The sequence below is a fragment of the Acidovorax sp. GW823-FHT05D11 genome, assembly GCF_058795695.1.
On the sequence record NZ_CM179502.1, the window covers coordinates 2,370,504 to 2,388,229 of the forward strand.

Consider the following 17,726-nt stretch of genomic DNA (forward strand, 5'->3'; position numbering starts at 1 on the left):
TTTTGGGGCGGGGCGTAGAGTGGCGGCATGTGCTGGTGTCCGTCGCGATGTGTGCGGGCCTGCCACTTCCCTACTGATAAAACCCCATGATCGATTGCCTGCGCAGCCTGCTGCGCTCTGTTTCCCGCCTGGCCGGCGCCTCTGCCGCGATGGCGCTGGCGTGGAGTGCTGGCGCCTGGGCCCAGCCCGTGCCTCGCCCTGCGGCGGCCCCGTCCGCCACGGTGTCCGCCTCGTCGATGTCCTCGCGCGTGCTGGCCTGCACGGCCTGCCACGGCAAGGAAGGCCGCGCCACGCCCGACGGCTACTTTCCGCGCATCGCCGGCAAGCCGGCGGGCTACCTGGCCAACCAGCTGCTCAACTTTCGCGACGGGCGGCGCAGCTATCCGCAGATGACCTACCTCATCGAGCACCTGACGGACGACTACCTGCGTGAAATGGCCGATCACTTTGCCGCGCAGGACCTGCCGTACCCGCCGCCGCCCGCACCCCAGGCGCCGGCCGCCGCGCTGGAGCAGGGGCGCCAGCTGGTGCAGCAGGGCGATACCGCGCGCCGCATTCCGGCCTGCGTGTCGTGCCACGGCAGCGCCATGACGGGCGTGGCGCCGTCCATCCCGGGCCTGCTGGGCCTGCCGCGCGACTACCTCAACAGCCAGCTGGGCGCCTGGAAGACCGGCCAGCGCCGCGCGCATGCGCCCGACTGCATGGCCGACATCGCCCGCCAGCTCACGCCCGACGATGTGAGCGCCGTGTCCGCCTGGCTGGCCGCCCAGCCCGTGGCAGGGGGCGGCAAACCCGCCCGCACGCTGCCCGCCCCCATGCCCGCGCGTTGCGGCGGCGTGGCCGAGGTGCCCGTGGCGGCCGCTTCCGGCGCGGCGCGCTGAGAGGGATGTCATCCATGAAACGCATCCTCTGGACGATTTCTTCCGTGCTGGCCGCCCTGGGCATCACGGCCGCACTGGTCACCCTGAACCTGCGCGGCGAAGAGCCGCTGCCCGGCGCCGAGACGCTGCAGGGCACGCCCGCGCTGGTGGCGCGCGGCGAGTACTTGGCCCGTGTCGGCAACTGCATGGCCTGCCACACCACCCAGGGCGGCGCGCCGTTCGCGGGCGGGCGCGGCATCGAGACGCCGTTCGGCGTGGTGCACAGCTCCAACCTCACGCCCGACAAGGCGCAGGGCATCGGCAGCTGGACCTCGGCCGAGTTCTGGCGCGCCATGCACCATGGCCGCAGCAAGGACGGGCGCCTGCTGTACCCCGCCTTCCCGTACCCCAACTACACCCAGGTCACGCGCGAGGATTCCGATGCCATCTTTGCCTATCTGCAAAGCGTGCCCGCCGCCGCCGAAGCCAACCGGGCGCATGCGCTGCGTTTCCCGTACAACACGCAGGCGGCGCTGGGCGTGTGGCGCGCGCTGTTTTTCACCCCGGGCACACCCCGGCCCGAGCCCGCACAGACGGCCGAGTACAACCGGGGCGCCTACCTGGTCAACGGCCTGGGCCATTGCACCGCCTGCCACACGCCACGCAACGCGCTGGGTGCCACCACGGATGCCAAGGCCTTCACAGGCGGGCTGATTCCCGTGCAGAACTGGTATGCTCCCGCGCTCAACGCGGCGGCCGAGGCGGGCGTCAAGGAATGGCCCGCCGAGGACGTGGTGGCCTTGCTCCAAACCGGCGTGGCCCCGCACGGCTCGGTGCTGGGCCCCATGGCCGAGGTGGTGTTCCGCAGCACGCAGTACCTGACCGATGCCGATGCGCGCGCCATGGCGGTGTACCTGCAGGCCTTGCCGCAGCAGGGCGGCCCCGCGCCCGCAACGCCGCCCGCGCCGCCCTCCGCGGCCATGTCCCGGGGCGCGAAGGTGTATGAGCAGCAGTGCGCTCAATGCCATGGCGACGCGGGGCAGGGCGAGCCTGGGGCGTTCCCCGCTCTGGCCGGCAACCGCGCGGTCACGCTGGCCGATCCCACCAACCTGGTGCGCGTGGTGCTGCAGGGCGGCTACCTGCCCGCCACCGCCGGCAACCCGCGTCCGCACGGCATGCCCCCGTTCCAGCAGACCCTGTCGGACGAGGAAGTGGCGGCGGTCGCCACCTTCGTGCGCAACAGCTGGGGCAACCAGGCGCCCGGTGTGGGTACCATCGAGGTCTACCGCGCCCGCGAGCGGCGCGGCATGTAGACCCAGACCCGGCCCCGGGAGGGCCTCTGCGCAGGGCCGCAGGGGTTCCCCGGCCGGAATGACCCAGGAGTTACGCTGATGGAAAGTCCGGCCGTGTTGCCCGATCCCGCCTCAGGGGCGCCCCCGCAGGCCGCCGCTGGCGGTTGGTGGGCTGTATGCCTGTGCGCGGGCTGGTGCGGCACCTGCCGCGACTACCGCCCCCTGTTCGACGAACTGGCCCGGGCGAACCCCGGGGTGCGGTTCGAATGGGTGGACATCGAGGACGAGTCCGAGATCGCGGGGGACCTGGATGTGGAGACTTTTCCCACACTGCTGATCGGCCGCGGCACCAGCGCGCTTTTCCTGGGGCCGCTGCTGCCGCAGGCGCCAGTGCTGGCCCGGTTGCTGGGCAGCCTGCAGGCGGGCGCGCGCAATGCCTCGGCGGCCGGGGGCGAGGCGCAGGGCGTGTTCGAGCGCGTGCGCGCGGCGCGCGGCGCCCAGGACGACTAGGACGACGAGGACAAATCGGCTGGGCAGGCGGGGCGCAGCAGCGCACCTTTCTGCCGGAAACGCCGCTGGCCGCGCAGGCGCCGGATTTTTGTGCCGGCGGGGCCCCTGCCGGCGGGTTCAGAAGGCAGTTTGACCACAGTCCATCTTTGCAAATCAAGGCGTTACACGCTACAATATGAATCTCACGACCAAACGGGCGGGTACCAACCGCCCGTTTTTTTTGGTCGAATGCTTTTGGAGCTCGAAGCTGTCGGGGAAGGTCTCCGGGGGTTATCGGGTTTTTTGTTTTGGACTTACGCAAACAAGGGCGCACAGGAAGTGCTCCCACCATGGGGTCGGCGACTCGCCGGATCCCGATTTGCGTCAGTCGTGTTGTTTTCCGGGATTGAACTGAACACGTGGCATTACAGCAAGTCGTTGAACAAATTGTGACGGGCCTGGGATATGACCTGGTGGAGATCGAACGCTCTGCCGGTGGTCTGCTGCGCATCACCATTGACTTGCCCTGGGTGCAGCCGCCCGCCGACGCGCCGGTCCCGGCGCTGGATCAGTTTGTCACCGTCGAAGACTGCGAAAAGGTCACGCGCCAGCTGCAATTTGCGCTGGAGGTCGATGGCGTCGAGTACAAGCGCCTGGAAGTGTCTTCCCCCGGTATCGACCGCCCCTTGCGCCACGAGCAGGACTTCGTGCGCTTCGAGGGCTCGGTCATCGACATCACCCTGAAGGCGCCCATCGGCGCCGCAGCGGCGGGGCAGGTCAATGCCACCCGCAAGAAATTTCGCGGCACGCTGGAGCGGGCCGAAGCTGGAGGCTGGCAGATCGTCTGGAGCGACGAGCCGCCGGTCAAGCCGGGCCAGAAGGTGAGCAAGAAACGCGTTCCGGCGCCGCTGCAGGCGCTGGGTTTTACCCTGGATGAGGTGCGGGACGTCCGTCTGGCGCCCATCGTGGATTTCAAGGGGCGTGGAGGCAAGGCCGGGCCGGCGTCCGCCTGAGTGGCTGAATGAATTGGGGTGGGTGGCCGCAGCGCGCGGACCCTGCCCTCGGGTGATTGAAACAGGAGAGTCGTCGCATGAATCGCGAATTGTTGATGTTGGTTGAGGCCATTTCGCGCGAAAAGAACGTTGAGCGTGATGTGGTCTTGGGCGCCGTGGAGTCGGCCTTGGCCCAGGCTACCAAGAAGCTGTACCAGGGCGAGGTGGACATTCGCGTGTCCGTCGATCGCGACAGCGGCAACTATGAGACTTTCCGCCGCTGGCTGGTCGTGCCCGATGACGCGGGCCTGCAGAATCCCGAAGCCGAAGAGCTGCTGATGGATGCGAAGGACCGCATTCCCGACATCGAAGTCGGCGAGTACATCGAAGAGGGTGTCGAGTCCGTGCCGATCGGCCGCATCGGCGCCATGGCCGCCAAGCAGGTCATCCTGCAGAAGATCCGTGACGCCGAGCGCGAAATGCTGCTCAACGACTTCATGTCGCGCGGCGAGCGCATCTTCACCGGCACCGTCAAGCGCATGGACAAGGGCGACATCATTGTCGAGTCCGGCCGTGTGGAAGGCCGCCTGCGCCGCAGCGAGATGATCCCCAAGGAAAACCTGCGCAGCGGCGACCGCGTGCGGGCCATGATCATGGAAGTGGACCTGACCCTGCGCGGCGCGCCCATCATCCTGTCGCGCTCGGCCCCCGAGTTCATGATCGAGCTCTTCCGCCAGGAAGTGCCCGAGATCGAGCAGGGCCTGCTGGAGATCAAGTCCTGCGCCCGCGACCCCGGCTCGCGTGCCAAGATCGCCGTGCTGTCGCACGACAAGCGCGTGGACCCCATCGGCACCTGCGTCGGCGTGCGCGGCACCCGTGTGAACGCGGTGACCAACGAACTCGCCGGCGAGCGCGTGGACATCGTGCTGTGGTCAGAAGACCCCGCCCAGTTCGTGATCGGCGCGCTGGCACCGGCCAACGTGTCCTCCATCGTGGTCGATGAGGAAAAGCACGCCATGGACGTCGTGGTGGACGAGGAAAACCTCGCCATCGCCATCGGCCGCGGCGGCCAGAACGTGCGCCTGGCGTCCGATCTGACCGGCTGGAAGATCAACATCATGGACGCCGCCGAAAGCGCGCAGAAGCAGGCCAACGAGACCGACACGGCCCGCAAGCTGTTCATGGAAAAGCTGGATGTGGACGAGGAAATCGCCGACATCCTGATCTCCGAAGGCTTCAACAGCCTCGAAGAAGTGGCCTATGTGCCGCTGCAGGAAATGCTGGAGATCGAAAGCTTCGACGAAGACACCGTCAACGAGCTGCGCGCCCGCGCCAAGGATGCGCTGCTCACGATGGAAATCGCCCGCGAGGAAAGCGTGGAAGAGGTCTCCCAGGACCTGCGCGACCTCGAAGGCCTCACCCCCGAGCTGATTGCCAAGTTGGCTGAAGGCGGTGTGCATACACGTGACGACCTGGCCGATCTGGCCATTGATGAACTGACCGACCTGACCGGACAGTCTGAAGAAGAAGCCAAAGCCTTGATCATGAAGGCGCGCGAACACTGGTTCGCGGGGCAAGAGTAAAGGTCAGGGAGGCACGAACCACATATGTCCAGTAATACTGTCGCCGAGTTTGCAACCGAACTCAAAAAATCGCCTGAAACCCTGCTCGACCAGCTCAAGGCTGCCGGCGTGGGCAAGGCTGCCCCCTCCGACGCGTTGACCGAGTCGGACAAGCAAAAGCTGCTTGCCTATCTGCAGGCCAGCCATGGCACGGCTTCGGCCGACCGCAAGAAGATCACGCTGGTGAAGAAGTCCACCAGCGAGATCAAGCAGGCCGATGCCACGGGCAAGGCCCGCACGATCCAGGTGGAAGTGCGCAAGAAGCGCACGTTCATCCAGCGCGATGAAGGTGCCGAGGCATCTGCCGAATCCCATGCGCCCGTGGCGGCGCAGGAGGCCGCTGTTTCCAGCGAGGATCTCGAGCTGTCCCGCCGCGAGGAAGAAGCGCGCCGCCAGGCCGAGCTGATCCGCCGCCAGGAGGCGGAGCTGGCCGAGAAGCGCGCTGAACGCGAAGCCCGTGAAAAGCGCGAACGCGAAGCCGAGGAGCGTGCTGCCGCCTACGCTGCGCAGGAAGCCGAAAAGAAGGCCCAGGCCTCTGCCGTCAAGCAGGAAGCGACCCGCGAGCAGGCCGCTGAAACCGCTGCGCGCAGCGCCGCCCAGGCCGAAGCGCGCGAAAAGGCTGCTGCCGAGTCCAAGGCCCGCTCCGACGAGGAAGCCGCGCGTGCGGCCGATCTGGATGCCCGCCGCCGCAAGGCCGAAGCCGAGGCCGCGGCCATTCGCTCCATGATGGCCACGCCCAAGAAGGCGGTCATGGTGGCCAAGAAGCCCGAGGAACCCAAGCCCGTGGCCAAGCCCGCCGCGGTGGGCGATGCCAAGAAGGGCACGCTGCACAAGCCGGCCGTGGGCACGGGTGTGGCGCGTGCGGGGGCTCCGGCCGCCGCCGGCGCAGGCGCGCCCGGCGCCGGCAAGGAAGTGAAGTCGGCCAAGCTGTCCTCCAGCTGGGCCAATGACACCGCCAAGAAGAAGGAAATCAAGACCCGCGGCGACAGCAGCGGCGGTGTCGGCCGCAACAACTGGCGTGGTGGCCCGCGTGGCCGCCGTGGTGACAACCGCGACCATCGCGACGACCACCAGCAGTCCGCACCGGTCGAGGCGCGCATCATTGAAGTGCATGTGCCCGAGACCATCACGGTGGCAGAACTGGCCCACAAGATGTCGATCAAGGCGTCCGAAGTGATCAAGGCGCTGATGAAGATGGGCCAGATGGTCACCATCAACCAGCCGCTGGACCAGGACACCGCCATGATCGTGGTGGAAGAGCTGGGCCACAAGGCGGTGGTGGCGGCGCTGGACGATCCGGAAGCCTTCACCGACGACGATTCGACGCAGCAGAACGCAGAGTTGTTGCCGCGCGCCCCGGTCGTGACCGTCATGGGCCACGTCGACCACGGCAAGACCTCGCTGCTGGACTACATCCGCCGCGCCAAGGTCGCTGCGGGCGAAGCCGGCGGCATCACGCAGCACATTGGTGCCTACCACGTGGAAACACCGCGCGGCATGGTGTCGTTCCTCGACACCCCGGGTCACGAGGCCTTCACGGCCATGCGTGCCCGCGGTGCCCAGGCCACGGATATCGTGATCCTGGTGGTGGCGGCCGATGACGGCGTCATGCCCCAGACCAAGGAAGCCATCAAGCACGCCAAGGCGGCGGGTGTTCCTATCGTGGTGGCCATCACCAAGGCCGACAAGCCCGATGCCAACCCAGACCGCGTCAAGCAGGAGCTGGTGGTCGAAGAGGTGGTGCCGGAAGAATACGGTGGCGATTCGCCGTTCGTGCCGGTGTCTTCCAAGACCGGCATGGGCATCGACACGCTGCTCGAGCAGGTGCTGCTGCAGGCCGAAGTGCTGGAACTCAAGGCACCGGTGGATTCGCTGGCCAAGGGCCTCGTGATCGAAGCGCAGCTCGACAAGGGCCGCGGCCCCGTGGCGACCGTGCTGGTGCAGTCCGGTACCCTCAAGGTGGGCGACATCGTGCTGGCAGGCCAGACCTATGGCCGCGTGCGCGCCATGCTGGACGAAAACGGCAAGGTGGCCAAGACGGCGGGTCCGTCGATCCCGGTGGAAATCCAGGGCCTGACGGAAGTGCCGCAGGCCGGCGACGAATTCATGGTGCTCACGGACGAACGCCGTGCCCGCGAAATCGCCACCTACCGTGCCGGCAAGTTCCGCAACACCAAGCTGGCCAAGCAGCAGGCTGCGAAGTTGGAGAACATGTTCGCCGACATGACGGCAGGCGAAGTGAAGATGTTGCCCATCATCGTCAAGGCCGATGTGCAGGGTTCGCAGGAAGCGCTGGCGCAGTCGCTGCTCAAGCTGTCGACCGACGAAGTCAAGGTGCAACTGGTGTACGCCGCAGTGGGCGCCATCAGCGAGTCGGACATCAACCTGGCGATCGCCTCCAAGGCCATCGTGATCGGCTTCAACGTGCGGGCCGATGCCGGTGCGCGCAAGCTGGCCGAGGGCAATGGCGTCGATCTGCACTACTACAGCATCATTTACGACGCTGTGGACGAGCTGCGCGTGGCCATGTCCGGCATGCTGGCCCCCGAGCAGCGCGAGGAGATCATCGGCACGGCCGAGATCCGCACGGTGTTCGTTGCCACCAAGATCGGCACGATTGCCGGTTCGTACATCACCTCGGGCATGGTCCATCGCAACGCACGCTTCCGCCTGCTGCGCGACAACGTGGTGGTCTACACGGGCGAAGTCGATTCGATCAAGCGCCTCAAGGACGATGTCAAGGATGTCAAGGAAGGCTTCGAGTGCGGTATCAAGCTCAAGAACTACAACGACATCAAGGAAGGCGATCAACTCGAATTCTTTGACATCAAGGAAATCGCGCGGACGCTGTAAGGCATCGGTGACGACGACATGGCTGCGAAGAAATCTTCCACCCCCAACCGCGCCTTCAAGGTCGCCGACCAGATCCAGCGCGATCTGACGGAGCTGATCGCGCGCGAGTTGAAAGACCCGCGCGTGGGCATGGTGACGCTGCAGGGCGTGGAGGTGACTCCGGACTACGCCCATGCCAAGGTGTTCTTCAGCCTGCTGACGGGCGACCCTGTGGAGACACAGGCGGCGCTCAACCAGGCTGCGGGTTTCCTGCGCAACGGCTTGTTCAAGCGCCTGCACATCCACACGGTGCCCACGCTGCACTTCGTGTTCGACCGCACCTCCGAGCGGGCGGCCGACATGAATGCCTTGATTGCCAAGGCTGTCTCTTCCCGCGCAAAAGAGGATTAGCCATGCAGCCAGCGCCACGCACCAGGGTGCAGCGGCGCCCTGTGCATGGGGTGTTGCTGCTCGACAAACCGCTCGGCCTTTCGAGCAACGACGCCTTGCAAAAGGCGAAATGGCTCCTGCGCGCCGAAAAGGCGGGCCATACCGGCACGCTCGACCCGTTGGCCACCGGCGTGCTGCCCCTGTGTTTTGGCGCGGCCACCAAGTTCAGCCAGCTGCAGCTCGACGCGCCCAAGACCTATGAGGCCCTGGCGCTGCTGGGAGCGACGACGACGACCGGCGATGCCGAGGGCGATGTGGTGCAGCGCTGCGATGTCGACCCTGCCCAGCTCACCCCTGAGCGTCTGGCGGCGGTGCAGCAGCAGTTCACCGGCCCCATCCGCCAGGTGCCGCCCATGCACAGCGCGCTCAAGAAGGATGGCAAGGCGCTGTATGAATACGCCCGTGCGGGCATCACCGTGGAGCGCGAGGCGCGCGACGTGGTCATTCACGCACTGAAATTGACGCTGGTCCAGACCGATCAAGCGCAAAGCGCTATCAAAATAGTAGTGACCTGCAGCAAAGGCACCTACATCCGTACCCTGGGGGAAGACATTGGCGCCGCCCTGGGCTGCGGGGCGCACCTGACCTTTCTGCGCCGCATCGATACCGGCGGGATCGGCGTGGAGCGCTGCGTCACGCTGGCACAGCTGGAAGCCATGCCCGAGGCCGAACGGCTGGCCAGCCTGGAAGCTCCCGAGTCGCTGCTGGCGCAACACGTGCGTGTCACGCTGGACGGTGAGAATGCAGCCCGATTCCTGTCGGGCGTGCGTCGCCGTGGCAACTGGCCCGATGCCAGTGCCGTGGCGGTGTTTGGCGAGAATCCCCCGGCGCTGCTGGGGGTGGGCCACATCGTGGGCGGGGAGCTGGTGCCGGACAGGCTCCTGAGTCCGCTGGAAATTCAACAAATTTTGGAAAGCACGCCGCATTCCGCGTCCATGGCGCACAGCGGCATATTGGAAAAACTATGACTAAACAAATCCGCAATATCGCCATCATTGCCCACGTTGACCATGGCAAAACCACCATGGTCGACCAGCTGCTGCGCCAGTCCGGCACCTTCGCCGACCACGAAAAGGTCGTCGATACCGTGATGGACAACAACGCCATCGAAAAAGAGCGCGGCATCACCATCCTGGCCAAGAACTGCGCCGTGAGCTGGAAGGGCACGCACATCAACATCGTGGACACCCCCGGCCACGCGGACTTCGGCGGCGAAGTGGAACGCGCCCTGTCCATGGTGGACAGCGTGGTGCTGCTGATCGACGCGCAAGAGGGCCCCATGCCCCAGACGCGTTTCGTGACCAAGAAGGCCCTGGCCCTGGGCCTGCGCCCCATTCTGGTCGTGAACAAGGTGGACAAGCCGGGTGCCAACCCCGACAAGGTGGTGAACGCAGCGTTCGACCTGTTTGACAAGCTTGGCGCCACCGACGAGCAGCTCGACTTCCCCGTGGTGTACGCCTCGGGCATCAACGGCTGGTCGTCGCTCGAAGAAGGCGCGCCCGGTGAGCAGTGGGGCCCCGACATGTCGGCCCTGTTCGACACCATCCTCAGCCATGTGCCCCCGAACACGGGCGACCCGGCTGCCCCGCTGCAACTGCAGATCTCGGCGCTGGACTTCTCCAGCTTCGTGGGCCGCATCGGCGTGGGCCGCATCAGCCAAGGCACCTTGAAGCCCATGATGGACGTGGTCGTCATGGAAGGCCCCGACGGCAAGGCCGTCAAGGGCCGTGTGAACCAGGTGCTGACCTTCCAGGGCCTGGACCGCATGCAGACGCCCATGGCCGGCCCCGGCGACATCGTGCTGATCAACGGCATCGAGGACATCGGCATCGGCGTGACCGTGACCGACCCCACCAATCCCGCACCGCTGCCCATGCTGAAGGTGGACGAGCCTACGCTGACCATGAATTTCTGCGTGAACACCAGCCCGCTGGCCGGCCGCGAAGGCAAGTTCGTGACCAGCCGCCAGATCTGGGACCGCCTGCAAAAGGAACTGCAGCACAACGTGGCCCTGCGCGTGAGCGAGACCGACGAGGAAGGCATCTTCGAAGTGATGGGCCGGGGCGAACTGCACCTGACCATCCTCTTGGAAAACATGCGCCGTGAAGGCTACGAGCTCGCCGTGTCCAAGCCGCGCGTGGTGTTCAAGGAAATCAACGGCGAGAAGTGCGAGCCCATTGAGCTGGTGACGGCTGACATCGAAGAAGGCCACCAGGGCGGCGTGATGCAGGCCCTGGGTGAGCGCAAGGGCGAGCTGGTGAACATGGAGCCGGACGGCCGCGGCCGCGTGCGCCTGGAGTACCGCATTCCGGCGCGTGGCCTGATCGGCTTCACGAACGAATTCCTGAACCTGACGCGCGGCTCCGGCCTCATCAGCAACATCTTCGACAGCTATGAGCCGCACAAGGGCGACATCGGCGGCCGCAAGAACGGCGTGCTGATCTCTATGGACGACGGCGAGATCTTCACCTACGCCCTGGGCAAGCTGGACGACCGTGGCCGCATGTTCGTGAAGGCGAACGACCCCGTGTACGAAGGCATGATCGTCGGCATCCACAGCCGCGACAACGACCTGGTGGTGAACGCCACGCGCACCAAGCAGCTGACCAACTTCCGCGTGAGCGGCAAGGAAGACGCGATCAAGATCACGCCCCCGATCGACCTCACGCTGGAATACGGCGTGGAATTCATCGAGGACGACGAACTGGTCGAGATCACGCCCAAGTCCGTGCGCCTGCGCAAGCGCCACCTGACCGAGAACGAGCGCAAGCGCGCTTCCCGGTCCTGATAGGCTGAGCTTCCCCGGAAGGGCCACTGCTGCGCAGTGGCCTTTTTTCCGTCTGCAACCCGAACCCCATGTTGAAACTCACACATTCCCGCGCGGTGGTGCTGATGGTGGCGGTGACCCTGATGTGGTCCATCGCTGGCGTGGTCACGCGCCACCTGGAACATGCGGCGAGCTTTGAGGTGACCTTCTGGCGCAGCTTTTTCACACTGCTGTCCCTGCTGGTCATCCTGCCGGCGCTGCAGGGCAGGGCGGTGTTTGCCTCCATGCGCCATGGTGGCCATGCGCTGTGGATCTCAGGGGTGTGCTGGAGCGTGATGTTCACGGCGTTCATGGTGGCCCTGGTGCTCATGCCGGTGGCCAACGTGCTGGTCACGATGGCCGTGGGGCCGCTGCTCACCGCGCTGTTCGCACGGGTGTTCATCGGCCACCACATCGCCCCGCGCACATGGGCTGCGATTGCCGTGGCGGGGCTGGGCATTGCGTGGATGTATGGTTCGCAGATGGCGGGCCTGCCCTTGGCGGGTACGCTGGTGGCGCTGTGCGTGCCCGTGGCGGCAGCCATCAACTGGACGGTGGTGCAACACTCGCAGCGCCACGGCCACGCGGTGGACCTGGTGCCCGCGGTGCTGGTCGGCGCGGTGATCTCGGTGGTGGCCACGCTGCCGCTGGCGCTGCCTTTTCAGGCGTCGGCCCATGACCTGGCCCTGCTGGCGCTGCTGGGCGTGGTGCAATTGGCCATTCCTTGTGTGCTGGCCGTGCGCTGTGGGCGTGTGCTCAAGGCGCCCGAGATGGCGCTGCTCGGTTTGCTCGAAGTGATCTTTGGCATCTTGCTGGCATGGCTGGGCGCGGGCGAAAAGCCCGGCACGGCAGTGCTGACGGGGGGCGCACTGGTGATCGGTGCGCTGGTTTTCAATGAACTGTTGGGTTGGAAGGAACAAAAATGACGGAGACGGTAGTGTCTGAAGTGTTGAGCGAAGTGCGTGGCCAGGTTGGCTTCATTACCCTGAACCGCCCGCGTGCGCTCAACGCGTTGTCGCTGGGCATGGTGCGTGACCTGATGGGCATCCTGCTGGCCTGGCAGAACGATGCGCGGGTGCTGGCGGTGGCGATTCGCGGCAGCAACAAGGAGGGCCCGTTCGGTGCCTTCTGCGCGGGCGGCGACATCCGCTTCCTGCACCAGGCGGGCAGCCAGGGTAACCCCCTGCTGGAAGACTTCTTCACCGAGGAATACGCGCTCAACCACCTGATCCACAACTACGGCAAGCCCTACATCGCGTTCATGGACGGCATCGTGATGGGCGGCGGCATGGGCATCAGCCAGGGGGCAGCGCTGCGGGTGGTGACCGAGCGCACCAAGATGGCGATGCCCGAGACGGCCATCGGCCTGTTCCCTGACGTGGGTGGCGGCTACTTCCTCTCGCGCTGCCCCGGCCGCGTGGGCGAGTGGCTGGCCCTCACGGGCGACACCATCGGCGCGGGTGATGCCATCGAAAACCAGTTGGCGGATGGCTGCCTGCCCTCGGACCAGCAATCCGCCGTGTGGGAGGCGCTGGGGGCCGGGGGATTTGCGGATGGCCCTGCGGTCCGTGACTACGTTGCTTCCAAATTCATAGCTGTCAGCGCACACCAGTCAAGCGCTAGAGCCCAGATTGACCAATATTTCTCGTTGCCCAGCGTGGGCGAGATCGTCGCTGCGCTCGAGGCGGCCGATACCGACTGGGCGCGTGCCACGGCGGCCACGCTGCGCAAGCGCTCGCCGCTGATGCTGCACGTGGTGCTCGAGCAGATCCGGCGTGCGCGCGGCATGGGCCTGGCCGATGACCTGCGCATGGAGCGCGACATGGTGCGCCACTGTTTCTTCCTGCGCCCTGGCCAGAGCGAGACGGTGGAGGGCATCCGCGCCCTGGCCGTGGACAAGGACCATGCGCCGAAGTGGAACCCCGGCCGCATCGAGGACGTGGCGCCCGCGATGGTGGCACCGTTCTTCGCCAGCCCCTGGCCCGCGCACGCGCACCCGCTGGCGGCCCTGGCCTGACCTGGATTGAACTGACCTGAACCCAGGCCGGTGCGAACGCTAGTGTCCCGAGTTGGAAGTTACTTTATGAACCGAATTTCTAACTCGGGACACTAGAGCTGCAGCTGCCTGTATACCGCCGTGGCCAGCGCGAGCAATTCGGCGCGCGATAGCTGTCCGCTGAGCGCGTAGCCAAAGCTTCCCTCGGTCCAGTAGAAACCGGGCACGAGGCCTTCCTGCGTGAACTGGAAGGCCGCTGCCGCCGTGGCCGTGGTGGCGGGCGGGTTGTCGTGCGGCGGTGGCGCACCGTGGCGAGAAAGCGCCGTGGTGGCCGTGGGGGCGAGTGCGCCCAGGTACAGCGTGATGCGCTGGCCCGCAGCATTCTGGTACATGAACTGCGCACGCGCCCCGGTGTCGCCCGGCAGCAGGCGGCCTCCCACCAGCTCATAGCCTTGCGGGGCGAGCACGGGCACCTTCAGCGGCTTGCCCAGCCGCTTGGAGAGCCACTGCACCAGATGCTCCTGCTGCGACGCGGTGACTTCCACCGGATGGCGGACCTCCGGCTGGTAGACCGCATGGGCCACGGCGGCCTGCTGGGCAAAGCGCTGCGCCGGCGCCGTGGCCAGCAGCGCTGCCGCATCGCCCGCCAGAGGCTGGTGGCCCGGGGCCGGGCCGCCTGCCCACTGGCCACGCCCCGCCCACCCCAGCGCGAAGGCCAGCAGCACCGACGCGGCCAGGCCGCCCCAGCGCCACCACTGTGCCTGCCGTTCCTGGTGTCCCGCGGCGCGCAACGCAGCGGCCAGCAACGCATCGGGCACGGCGGCATGGAGCAGATCCTGGTGCAGTGCCTGCAGCTGATCGCGCCCCTGTTGCCAATGGGCGATGGCATCGCGCGCGGCCTCGTTGCCTTCCAGTTGCTGGCGCAAGGCTGCGGCCTGCGCGGCCGGGAGGCGGCCGTCCGCCAGGGCGTGCCAGGCGGGATCGTCTTCGGGGAGGGGCGGGGCGTGGGAGCGCGGTTCCATGGCAGTGTCGCGGGTCGTCGTCATTTCAGGCGGCGCAGCGCCGGGGGCTGGGACTGGGTCTGTGGGGCGGCTGCCACCGTGGCTGGTGAGGGGGATGGCGCAGGCACCGATGTGCGCTCCATCAGTACCCGCAGCCGGGCGCGGGCGCGCGACAGCCGTGACATCACCGTGCCCACGGGGACGGCCAGGATGCGGGCCGTGTCCTCGTAGCTCATGTCCTCCATGGCCACCAGCAGCAGCACGACCCGCTGGTCCGCGGGCAGGCGCTGCAGGCAGCGTTCCAGGTCCAGCGCGTCGTCCGAGGGCACCGGCGCGCCGGGCAACTGGTCGCGGACGTCCTCGATGTCCAGCGGCGCCAGCGCGGGCATCGCGCGGCGCTGGTTGAGATAGAGGTTGTGCATGAGCGTGAAAAGCCATGCGCGCAGGTCGCTGCCGGTGCGCCACAGCAGCCATTTGCTGCAGGCGCGCTCCAGCGTGTCCTGCACGAGGTCGTCGGCCGCCCAGGCGTCACCTGTCAGCACCCGGGCATAGCGGCGCAGGCCTGGCAATTGCTCGACAACCTGGGTGCGGTTCATGGCGCGGTGGGATGGGCGCGCTCGCCCTCAGGGGCGGGCAGTGCGCCAGACCTGGTTCACGCCGTCGCCGGTCCTGTCGCCGGGTTTGGTGTCCTTGAGCCAGTAGTACAGCGGCTTGCCCTTGTAGGCCAGCTGGGTCTTGCCGTCATCACGGGTCACGATGCTGTAGTCGCCGCCCGGCGCCGTGCTGGCCATGAGCGGGGGCCAGTTGGTGGCGCAGGGCCCGTTGCAGACCGATTTGCCGCTGCCTGCCGCGTCGCGGTCAAAGGTGTAGAGCGTCATGCCGCCCGCGCCGACGAGCACGCCGTCCACGGTTTTCACGGGCGCGTCGGCCATGGAGGCACAGCCCGCCATACCGGCAACGGCGATGAATGCTGCCGCCATCGAGACAAATTTCTTCATGGGTTTCTCCAGAGTGGGTGCAGGCGGCGCGAATGCGGCCTTGCACCGGGACAAACACATGGGCACCGTGGTTTATTCCACGCCGCCGCAAAAAACCGGCCGGGCTGGCATCGATGTGGCGCTTCCCGGCCCGAGCCCGCCGTGCGATGGCGCGCAGGCTAGCGGTTTCTGCTCTTCATGGCGCGCTCGACCTCGCGCTTGCCTTCGCGGTCCTTGATGGTGTCGCGCTTGTCGTGCTCGGCCTTGCCCTTGGCCAAGGCGATCTCGCATTTCACGAAGCCGTTCTTCCAGTGCAGGTTCAATGGCACCAGCGTGTAGCCCTTTTGCTCGACCTTGCCGATCAGGCGCTTGATGTCGTCCTTCTTGAGCAGCAGTTTCTTGGTGCGCGCGGATTCGGGGTTGACGTGGGTCGAGGCCGTCTTGAGCGGGTTGATCAGGCAACCGAGCAGGTACAGCTCTCCATCACGTATCAGCACATAGCCGTCGGTCAATTGCACCTTGCCCTCGCGCAGCGCCTTGACCTCCCAGCCGTGCAACACCATGCCCGCCTCGTGGCGCTCCTCGAAGAAATAGTTGAAGGCCGCTTTTTTGTTGTCGGCAATGCGGGACGTAGGATCTGGTTTTTTGGCCATGGGGTGAGAGCGTGTTTGCACTTTTACGTGCCCGCGAAAACCGGAGAAAGGCCCGGCAGATGGGCGCAGGACGCGCCAAAGTATCGATACTGCAAGCGGACTGCGACAACGTGGCCGGGCCTTTCCCCGGCTTTCCCGAAAGGTTGGACCCGGACGCAGGTACTTGAGGCTCAGGACACGCTTTAAAAGATGCGGCGCAAACCGGGAGATAAAAGGCCTCCCTACAATTGTCGTCGTCTCGCACCCGCGATTCTAATTTCCTCTGGCTTGCGCGCACCGGTGCAGGCGCCGTCTGCATGAAAACCGTCCACAAGTCCGTCCTCATCTGGTATAGCCCCGAAGAAATGTTTGCCCTGGTCACCGGGGTGGAGCACTACCCCCAGTTCCTGCCATGGTGCGACCATGCCGCCGTGCTCGAGCAGACCGCAGAGGGCATGACCGCCGAGGTAGGCATTTCATTTGGCGGCATCCGCCAGACCTTCGTGACGCACAACACCCATGAGGCAGGCCGGCGCGTGCGGATGCGGCTGGTCAAGGGGCCTTTCTCGCAGCTCGACGGCGACTGGCTTTTTCACCCCGTGGGCGATGGCAGCCAGCGGGCCTGCCGTGTGGAGTTGAGCCTGAATTACGGTTTTGACAACGCGGCCCTGGCGGCGCTGGTAGGCCCTGTGTTCGACCGCATCGCGGGCAGCATGGTCGATGCCTTCGTGAAGCGCGCGGAACAGGTGTATGGCTGAGGAGCCGGCTGGTGCGGACATCGCAACCCCGCGCGCACCCGCTCTGATGCGGATCACCGTGCTGGTCTCGCTGGCGCCTCGGCAGGTCAGCGAATGCACTGTGCAATTGCACCCTGGAAGCACGCTCGCCGACGCCCTGCAAGCCGCCGGGCAGATGGCTGCGCGGCGCGAGGGCATGGCGTGCGGCATCTGGGGCCGTGCCATGCCCGAGACGACGCTGCTCAAGGACGGGGACCGCGTGGAGTTGTACCGGGAGCTCAAGGTGGACCCCAAGGTGGCACGCCGCGAGCGGTTTGCCCGGCAGGGCGCGCGTTCCACGGGCCTCTTCGCGCGGCAGCGGCCGGGCGGCAAGTCAGGCTACTGATCGGGATACCAATTGAAACAAAAACGGCGCCCCAGGCGCCGTTTTTTTGCCACGGATGACCGGTCAGCGTTTGCAGTCGGAGGCGATGATCGTGTCGATGCGCTTGACCTCTGCATTGCGCTGGGCCTCGTCCAGGAAGACGCGCTCGCCCTGTGCATTGCTCTGCCTGATCGGCGCGCCGGTCTCGAAAGTGGCCTTGGCCGCGCGCGCACGGGTGCAGTTTTCTGCCTTGGCCTTGGCGATCCTGTCGTCTTCGGCTTTCTTCTTGGCGGCTTCGGCGGCCTCTGCCTCAGCCTTGCGCTTTTCCAGCTCCTTGTCCTTGCCGGCGGCGCTGGCGGGAGCGCGGGGGGATGCGGCCGCAGGCGCAGCAGCCGAGGCGGGGGCATCGGCCGCTTCCGGCGCACTGGCGGCTGCCGCAGCCGCGGGCACGCGTGCAGCCGCGTAGCTTGGCTGCTTGAGGATGCTCTTTTCCGGGATGTCCTGTGGCGGCGGGCGGTCGCTGAAGACCTTGCGGCCGTCCTTGTCGATCCACTGCCATTGGGCAGCGGCACCCAGGGCCCAGGTGCAGGCAACGGCCAGCAAAACAAGCTTGTGCAATTTCATGCAGGCAAGTTTAGCCGTGCAGCAACGCAGCCGCCAGTGCGTGCGCAAAGGA

General features: G+C 66.5%; 18 protein-coding genes. 13 read left to right on the forward strand and 5 right to left on the reverse strand.

Annotation, left to right across the window (positions count from 1 at the left end; translation table 11 throughout):
* The first annotated feature begins 86 nt into the window (after window positions 1-86).
* The 11 genes from AC3RCE_RS11030 to AC3RCE_RS11080 all read left to right on the forward strand — a co-directional run bounded on the left by AC3RCE_RS11030 (window position 87) and on the right by AC3RCE_RS11080 (window position 13,360).
* Window positions 87-881: a c-type cytochrome gene (locus AC3RCE_RS11030; protein WP_492255183.1), complete on the forward strand. Its 795-nt coding sequence runs from the start codon at window positions 87-89 to the stop codon at window positions 879-881.
* A 14-nt stretch (window positions 882-895) separates the two neighbouring features.
* Window positions 896-2,173, forward strand: coding sequence for a c-type cytochrome (locus tag AC3RCE_RS11035; RefSeq protein ID WP_492255184.1), 1,278 nt, complete (start codon window positions 896-898; stop codon window positions 2,171-2,173).
* Between the two features lie 78 nt (window positions 2,174-2,251).
* Complete coding sequence (locus AC3RCE_RS11040; RefSeq protein ID WP_218338830.1) at window positions 2,252-2,662, forward strand: thioredoxin family protein; 411 nt, start codon at window positions 2,252-2,254, stop codon at window positions 2,660-2,662.
* Between the two features lie 398 nt (window positions 2,663-3,060).
* On the forward strand, window positions 3,061-3,654 hold the full coding sequence (rimP, locus tag AC3RCE_RS11045) for a ribosome maturation factor RimP (RefSeq protein WP_218294351.1): 594 nt from the start codon (window positions 3,061-3,063) through the stop codon (window positions 3,652-3,654).
* Window positions 3,655-3,731: 77 nt separating this feature from the next.
* On the forward strand, window positions 3,732-5,216 hold the full coding sequence (nusA, locus tag AC3RCE_RS11050) for a transcription termination factor NusA (protein WP_218294352.1): 1,485 nt from the start codon (window positions 3,732-3,734) through the stop codon (window positions 5,214-5,216).
* A gap of 24 nt (window positions 5,217-5,240) precedes the next feature.
* Window positions 5,241-8,108: a translation initiation factor IF-2 gene (gene infB, locus AC3RCE_RS11055; RefSeq protein ID WP_492246275.1), complete on the forward strand. Its 2,868-nt coding sequence runs from the start codon at window positions 5,241-5,243 to the stop codon at window positions 8,106-8,108.
* An 18-nt stretch (window positions 8,109-8,126) separates the two neighbouring features.
* On the forward strand, window positions 8,127-8,498 hold the full coding sequence (gene rbfA, locus AC3RCE_RS11060) for a 30S ribosome-binding factor RbfA (RefSeq protein ID WP_008904004.1): 372 nt from the start codon (window positions 8,127-8,129) through the stop codon (window positions 8,496-8,498).
* A gap of 2 nt (window positions 8,499-8,500) precedes the next feature.
* The gene (truB, locus tag AC3RCE_RS11065; protein WP_492255185.1) at window positions 8,501-9,505 is read left to right on the forward strand and encodes a tRNA pseudouridine(55) synthase TruB; all 1,005 of its coding nucleotides are present in this window, start codon (window positions 8,501-8,503) and stop codon (window positions 9,503-9,505) included.
* Window positions 9,502-11,325 carry a translational GTPase TypA gene (gene typA / locus AC3RCE_RS11070; protein WP_492255186.1) on the forward strand — a complete coding sequence of 608 codons (1,824 nt, stop codon included), beginning with the start codon at window positions 9,502-9,504 and terminating at the stop codon, window positions 11,323-11,325. Before truB ends, typA begins: the two co-directional genes overlap by 4 nt.
* A gap of 68 nt (window positions 11,326-11,393) precedes the next feature.
* Window positions 11,394-12,269, forward strand: a complete 876-nt coding sequence (locus AC3RCE_RS11075) for a DMT family transporter (RefSeq protein WP_218294356.1) — start codon at window positions 11,394-11,396, stop codon at window positions 12,267-12,269.
* Window positions 12,266-13,360 (forward strand): enoyl-CoA hydratase/isomerase family protein, encoded by a 1,095-nt coding sequence (locus AC3RCE_RS11080; protein ID WP_492255187.1) that lies wholly within the window; start codon window positions 12,266-12,268, stop codon window positions 13,358-13,360. The genes AC3RCE_RS11075 and AC3RCE_RS11080 overlap by 4 nt, the downstream gene beginning before the upstream one ends.
* Window positions 13,361-13,452: 92 nt before the next feature.
* Here the strand turns inward: AC3RCE_RS11080 and AC3RCE_RS11085 are convergent, their stop codons facing one another.
* The 4 genes from AC3RCE_RS11085 to smpB form a co-directional block, all read right to left on the reverse strand.
* A complete protein-coding gene (locus AC3RCE_RS11085) occupies window positions 13,453-14,361 on the reverse strand; it encodes an anti-sigma factor family protein (protein ID WP_492255188.1) in 909 nt (302 codons plus the stop codon).
* A 20-nt stretch (window positions 14,362-14,381) separates the two neighbouring features.
* On the reverse strand, window positions 14,382-14,936 hold the full coding sequence (locus AC3RCE_RS11090) for an RNA polymerase sigma factor (protein WP_492255189.1): 555 nt from the start codon (window positions 14,934-14,936) through the stop codon (window positions 14,382-14,384).
* 27 nt (window positions 14,937-14,963) lie between these two features.
* Window positions 14,964-15,338, reverse strand: coding sequence for a COG4315 family predicted lipoprotein (locus tag AC3RCE_RS11095; protein ID WP_492255190.1), 375 nt, complete (start codon window positions 15,336-15,338; stop codon window positions 14,964-14,966).
* A 158-nt stretch (window positions 15,339-15,496) separates the two neighbouring features.
* On the reverse strand, window positions 15,497-15,970 hold the full coding sequence (gene smpB, locus AC3RCE_RS11100) for an SsrA-binding protein SmpB (protein ID WP_218294361.1): 474 nt from the start codon (window positions 15,968-15,970) through the stop codon (window positions 15,497-15,499).
* A gap of 296 nt (window positions 15,971-16,266) precedes the next feature.
* On the opposite strand from smpB, the gene AC3RCE_RS11105 reads away from it, so the two are divergent.
* Both AC3RCE_RS11105 and AC3RCE_RS11110 read left to right on the forward strand, forming a co-directional pair.
* Entirely contained in the window at window positions 16,267-16,707 is a 441-nt protein-coding gene (locus AC3RCE_RS11105; protein ID WP_218294362.1) for a type II toxin-antitoxin system RatA family toxin, read from the forward strand.
* Window positions 16,700-17,071, forward strand: a complete 372-nt coding sequence (locus tag AC3RCE_RS11110; protein ID WP_218294363.1) for an RnfH family protein — start codon at window positions 16,700-16,702, stop codon at window positions 17,069-17,071. Before AC3RCE_RS11105 ends, AC3RCE_RS11110 begins: the two co-directional genes overlap by 8 nt.
* A gap of 63 nt (window positions 17,072-17,134) precedes the next feature.
* On the opposite strand, the gene AC3RCE_RS11115 is transcribed toward AC3RCE_RS11110, so the two are convergent.
* Entirely contained in the window at window positions 17,135-17,674 is a 540-nt protein-coding gene (locus AC3RCE_RS11115; RefSeq protein WP_492246281.1) for a DUF4124 domain-containing protein, read from the reverse strand.
* Window positions 17,675-17,726: the final 52 nt, after the last annotated feature.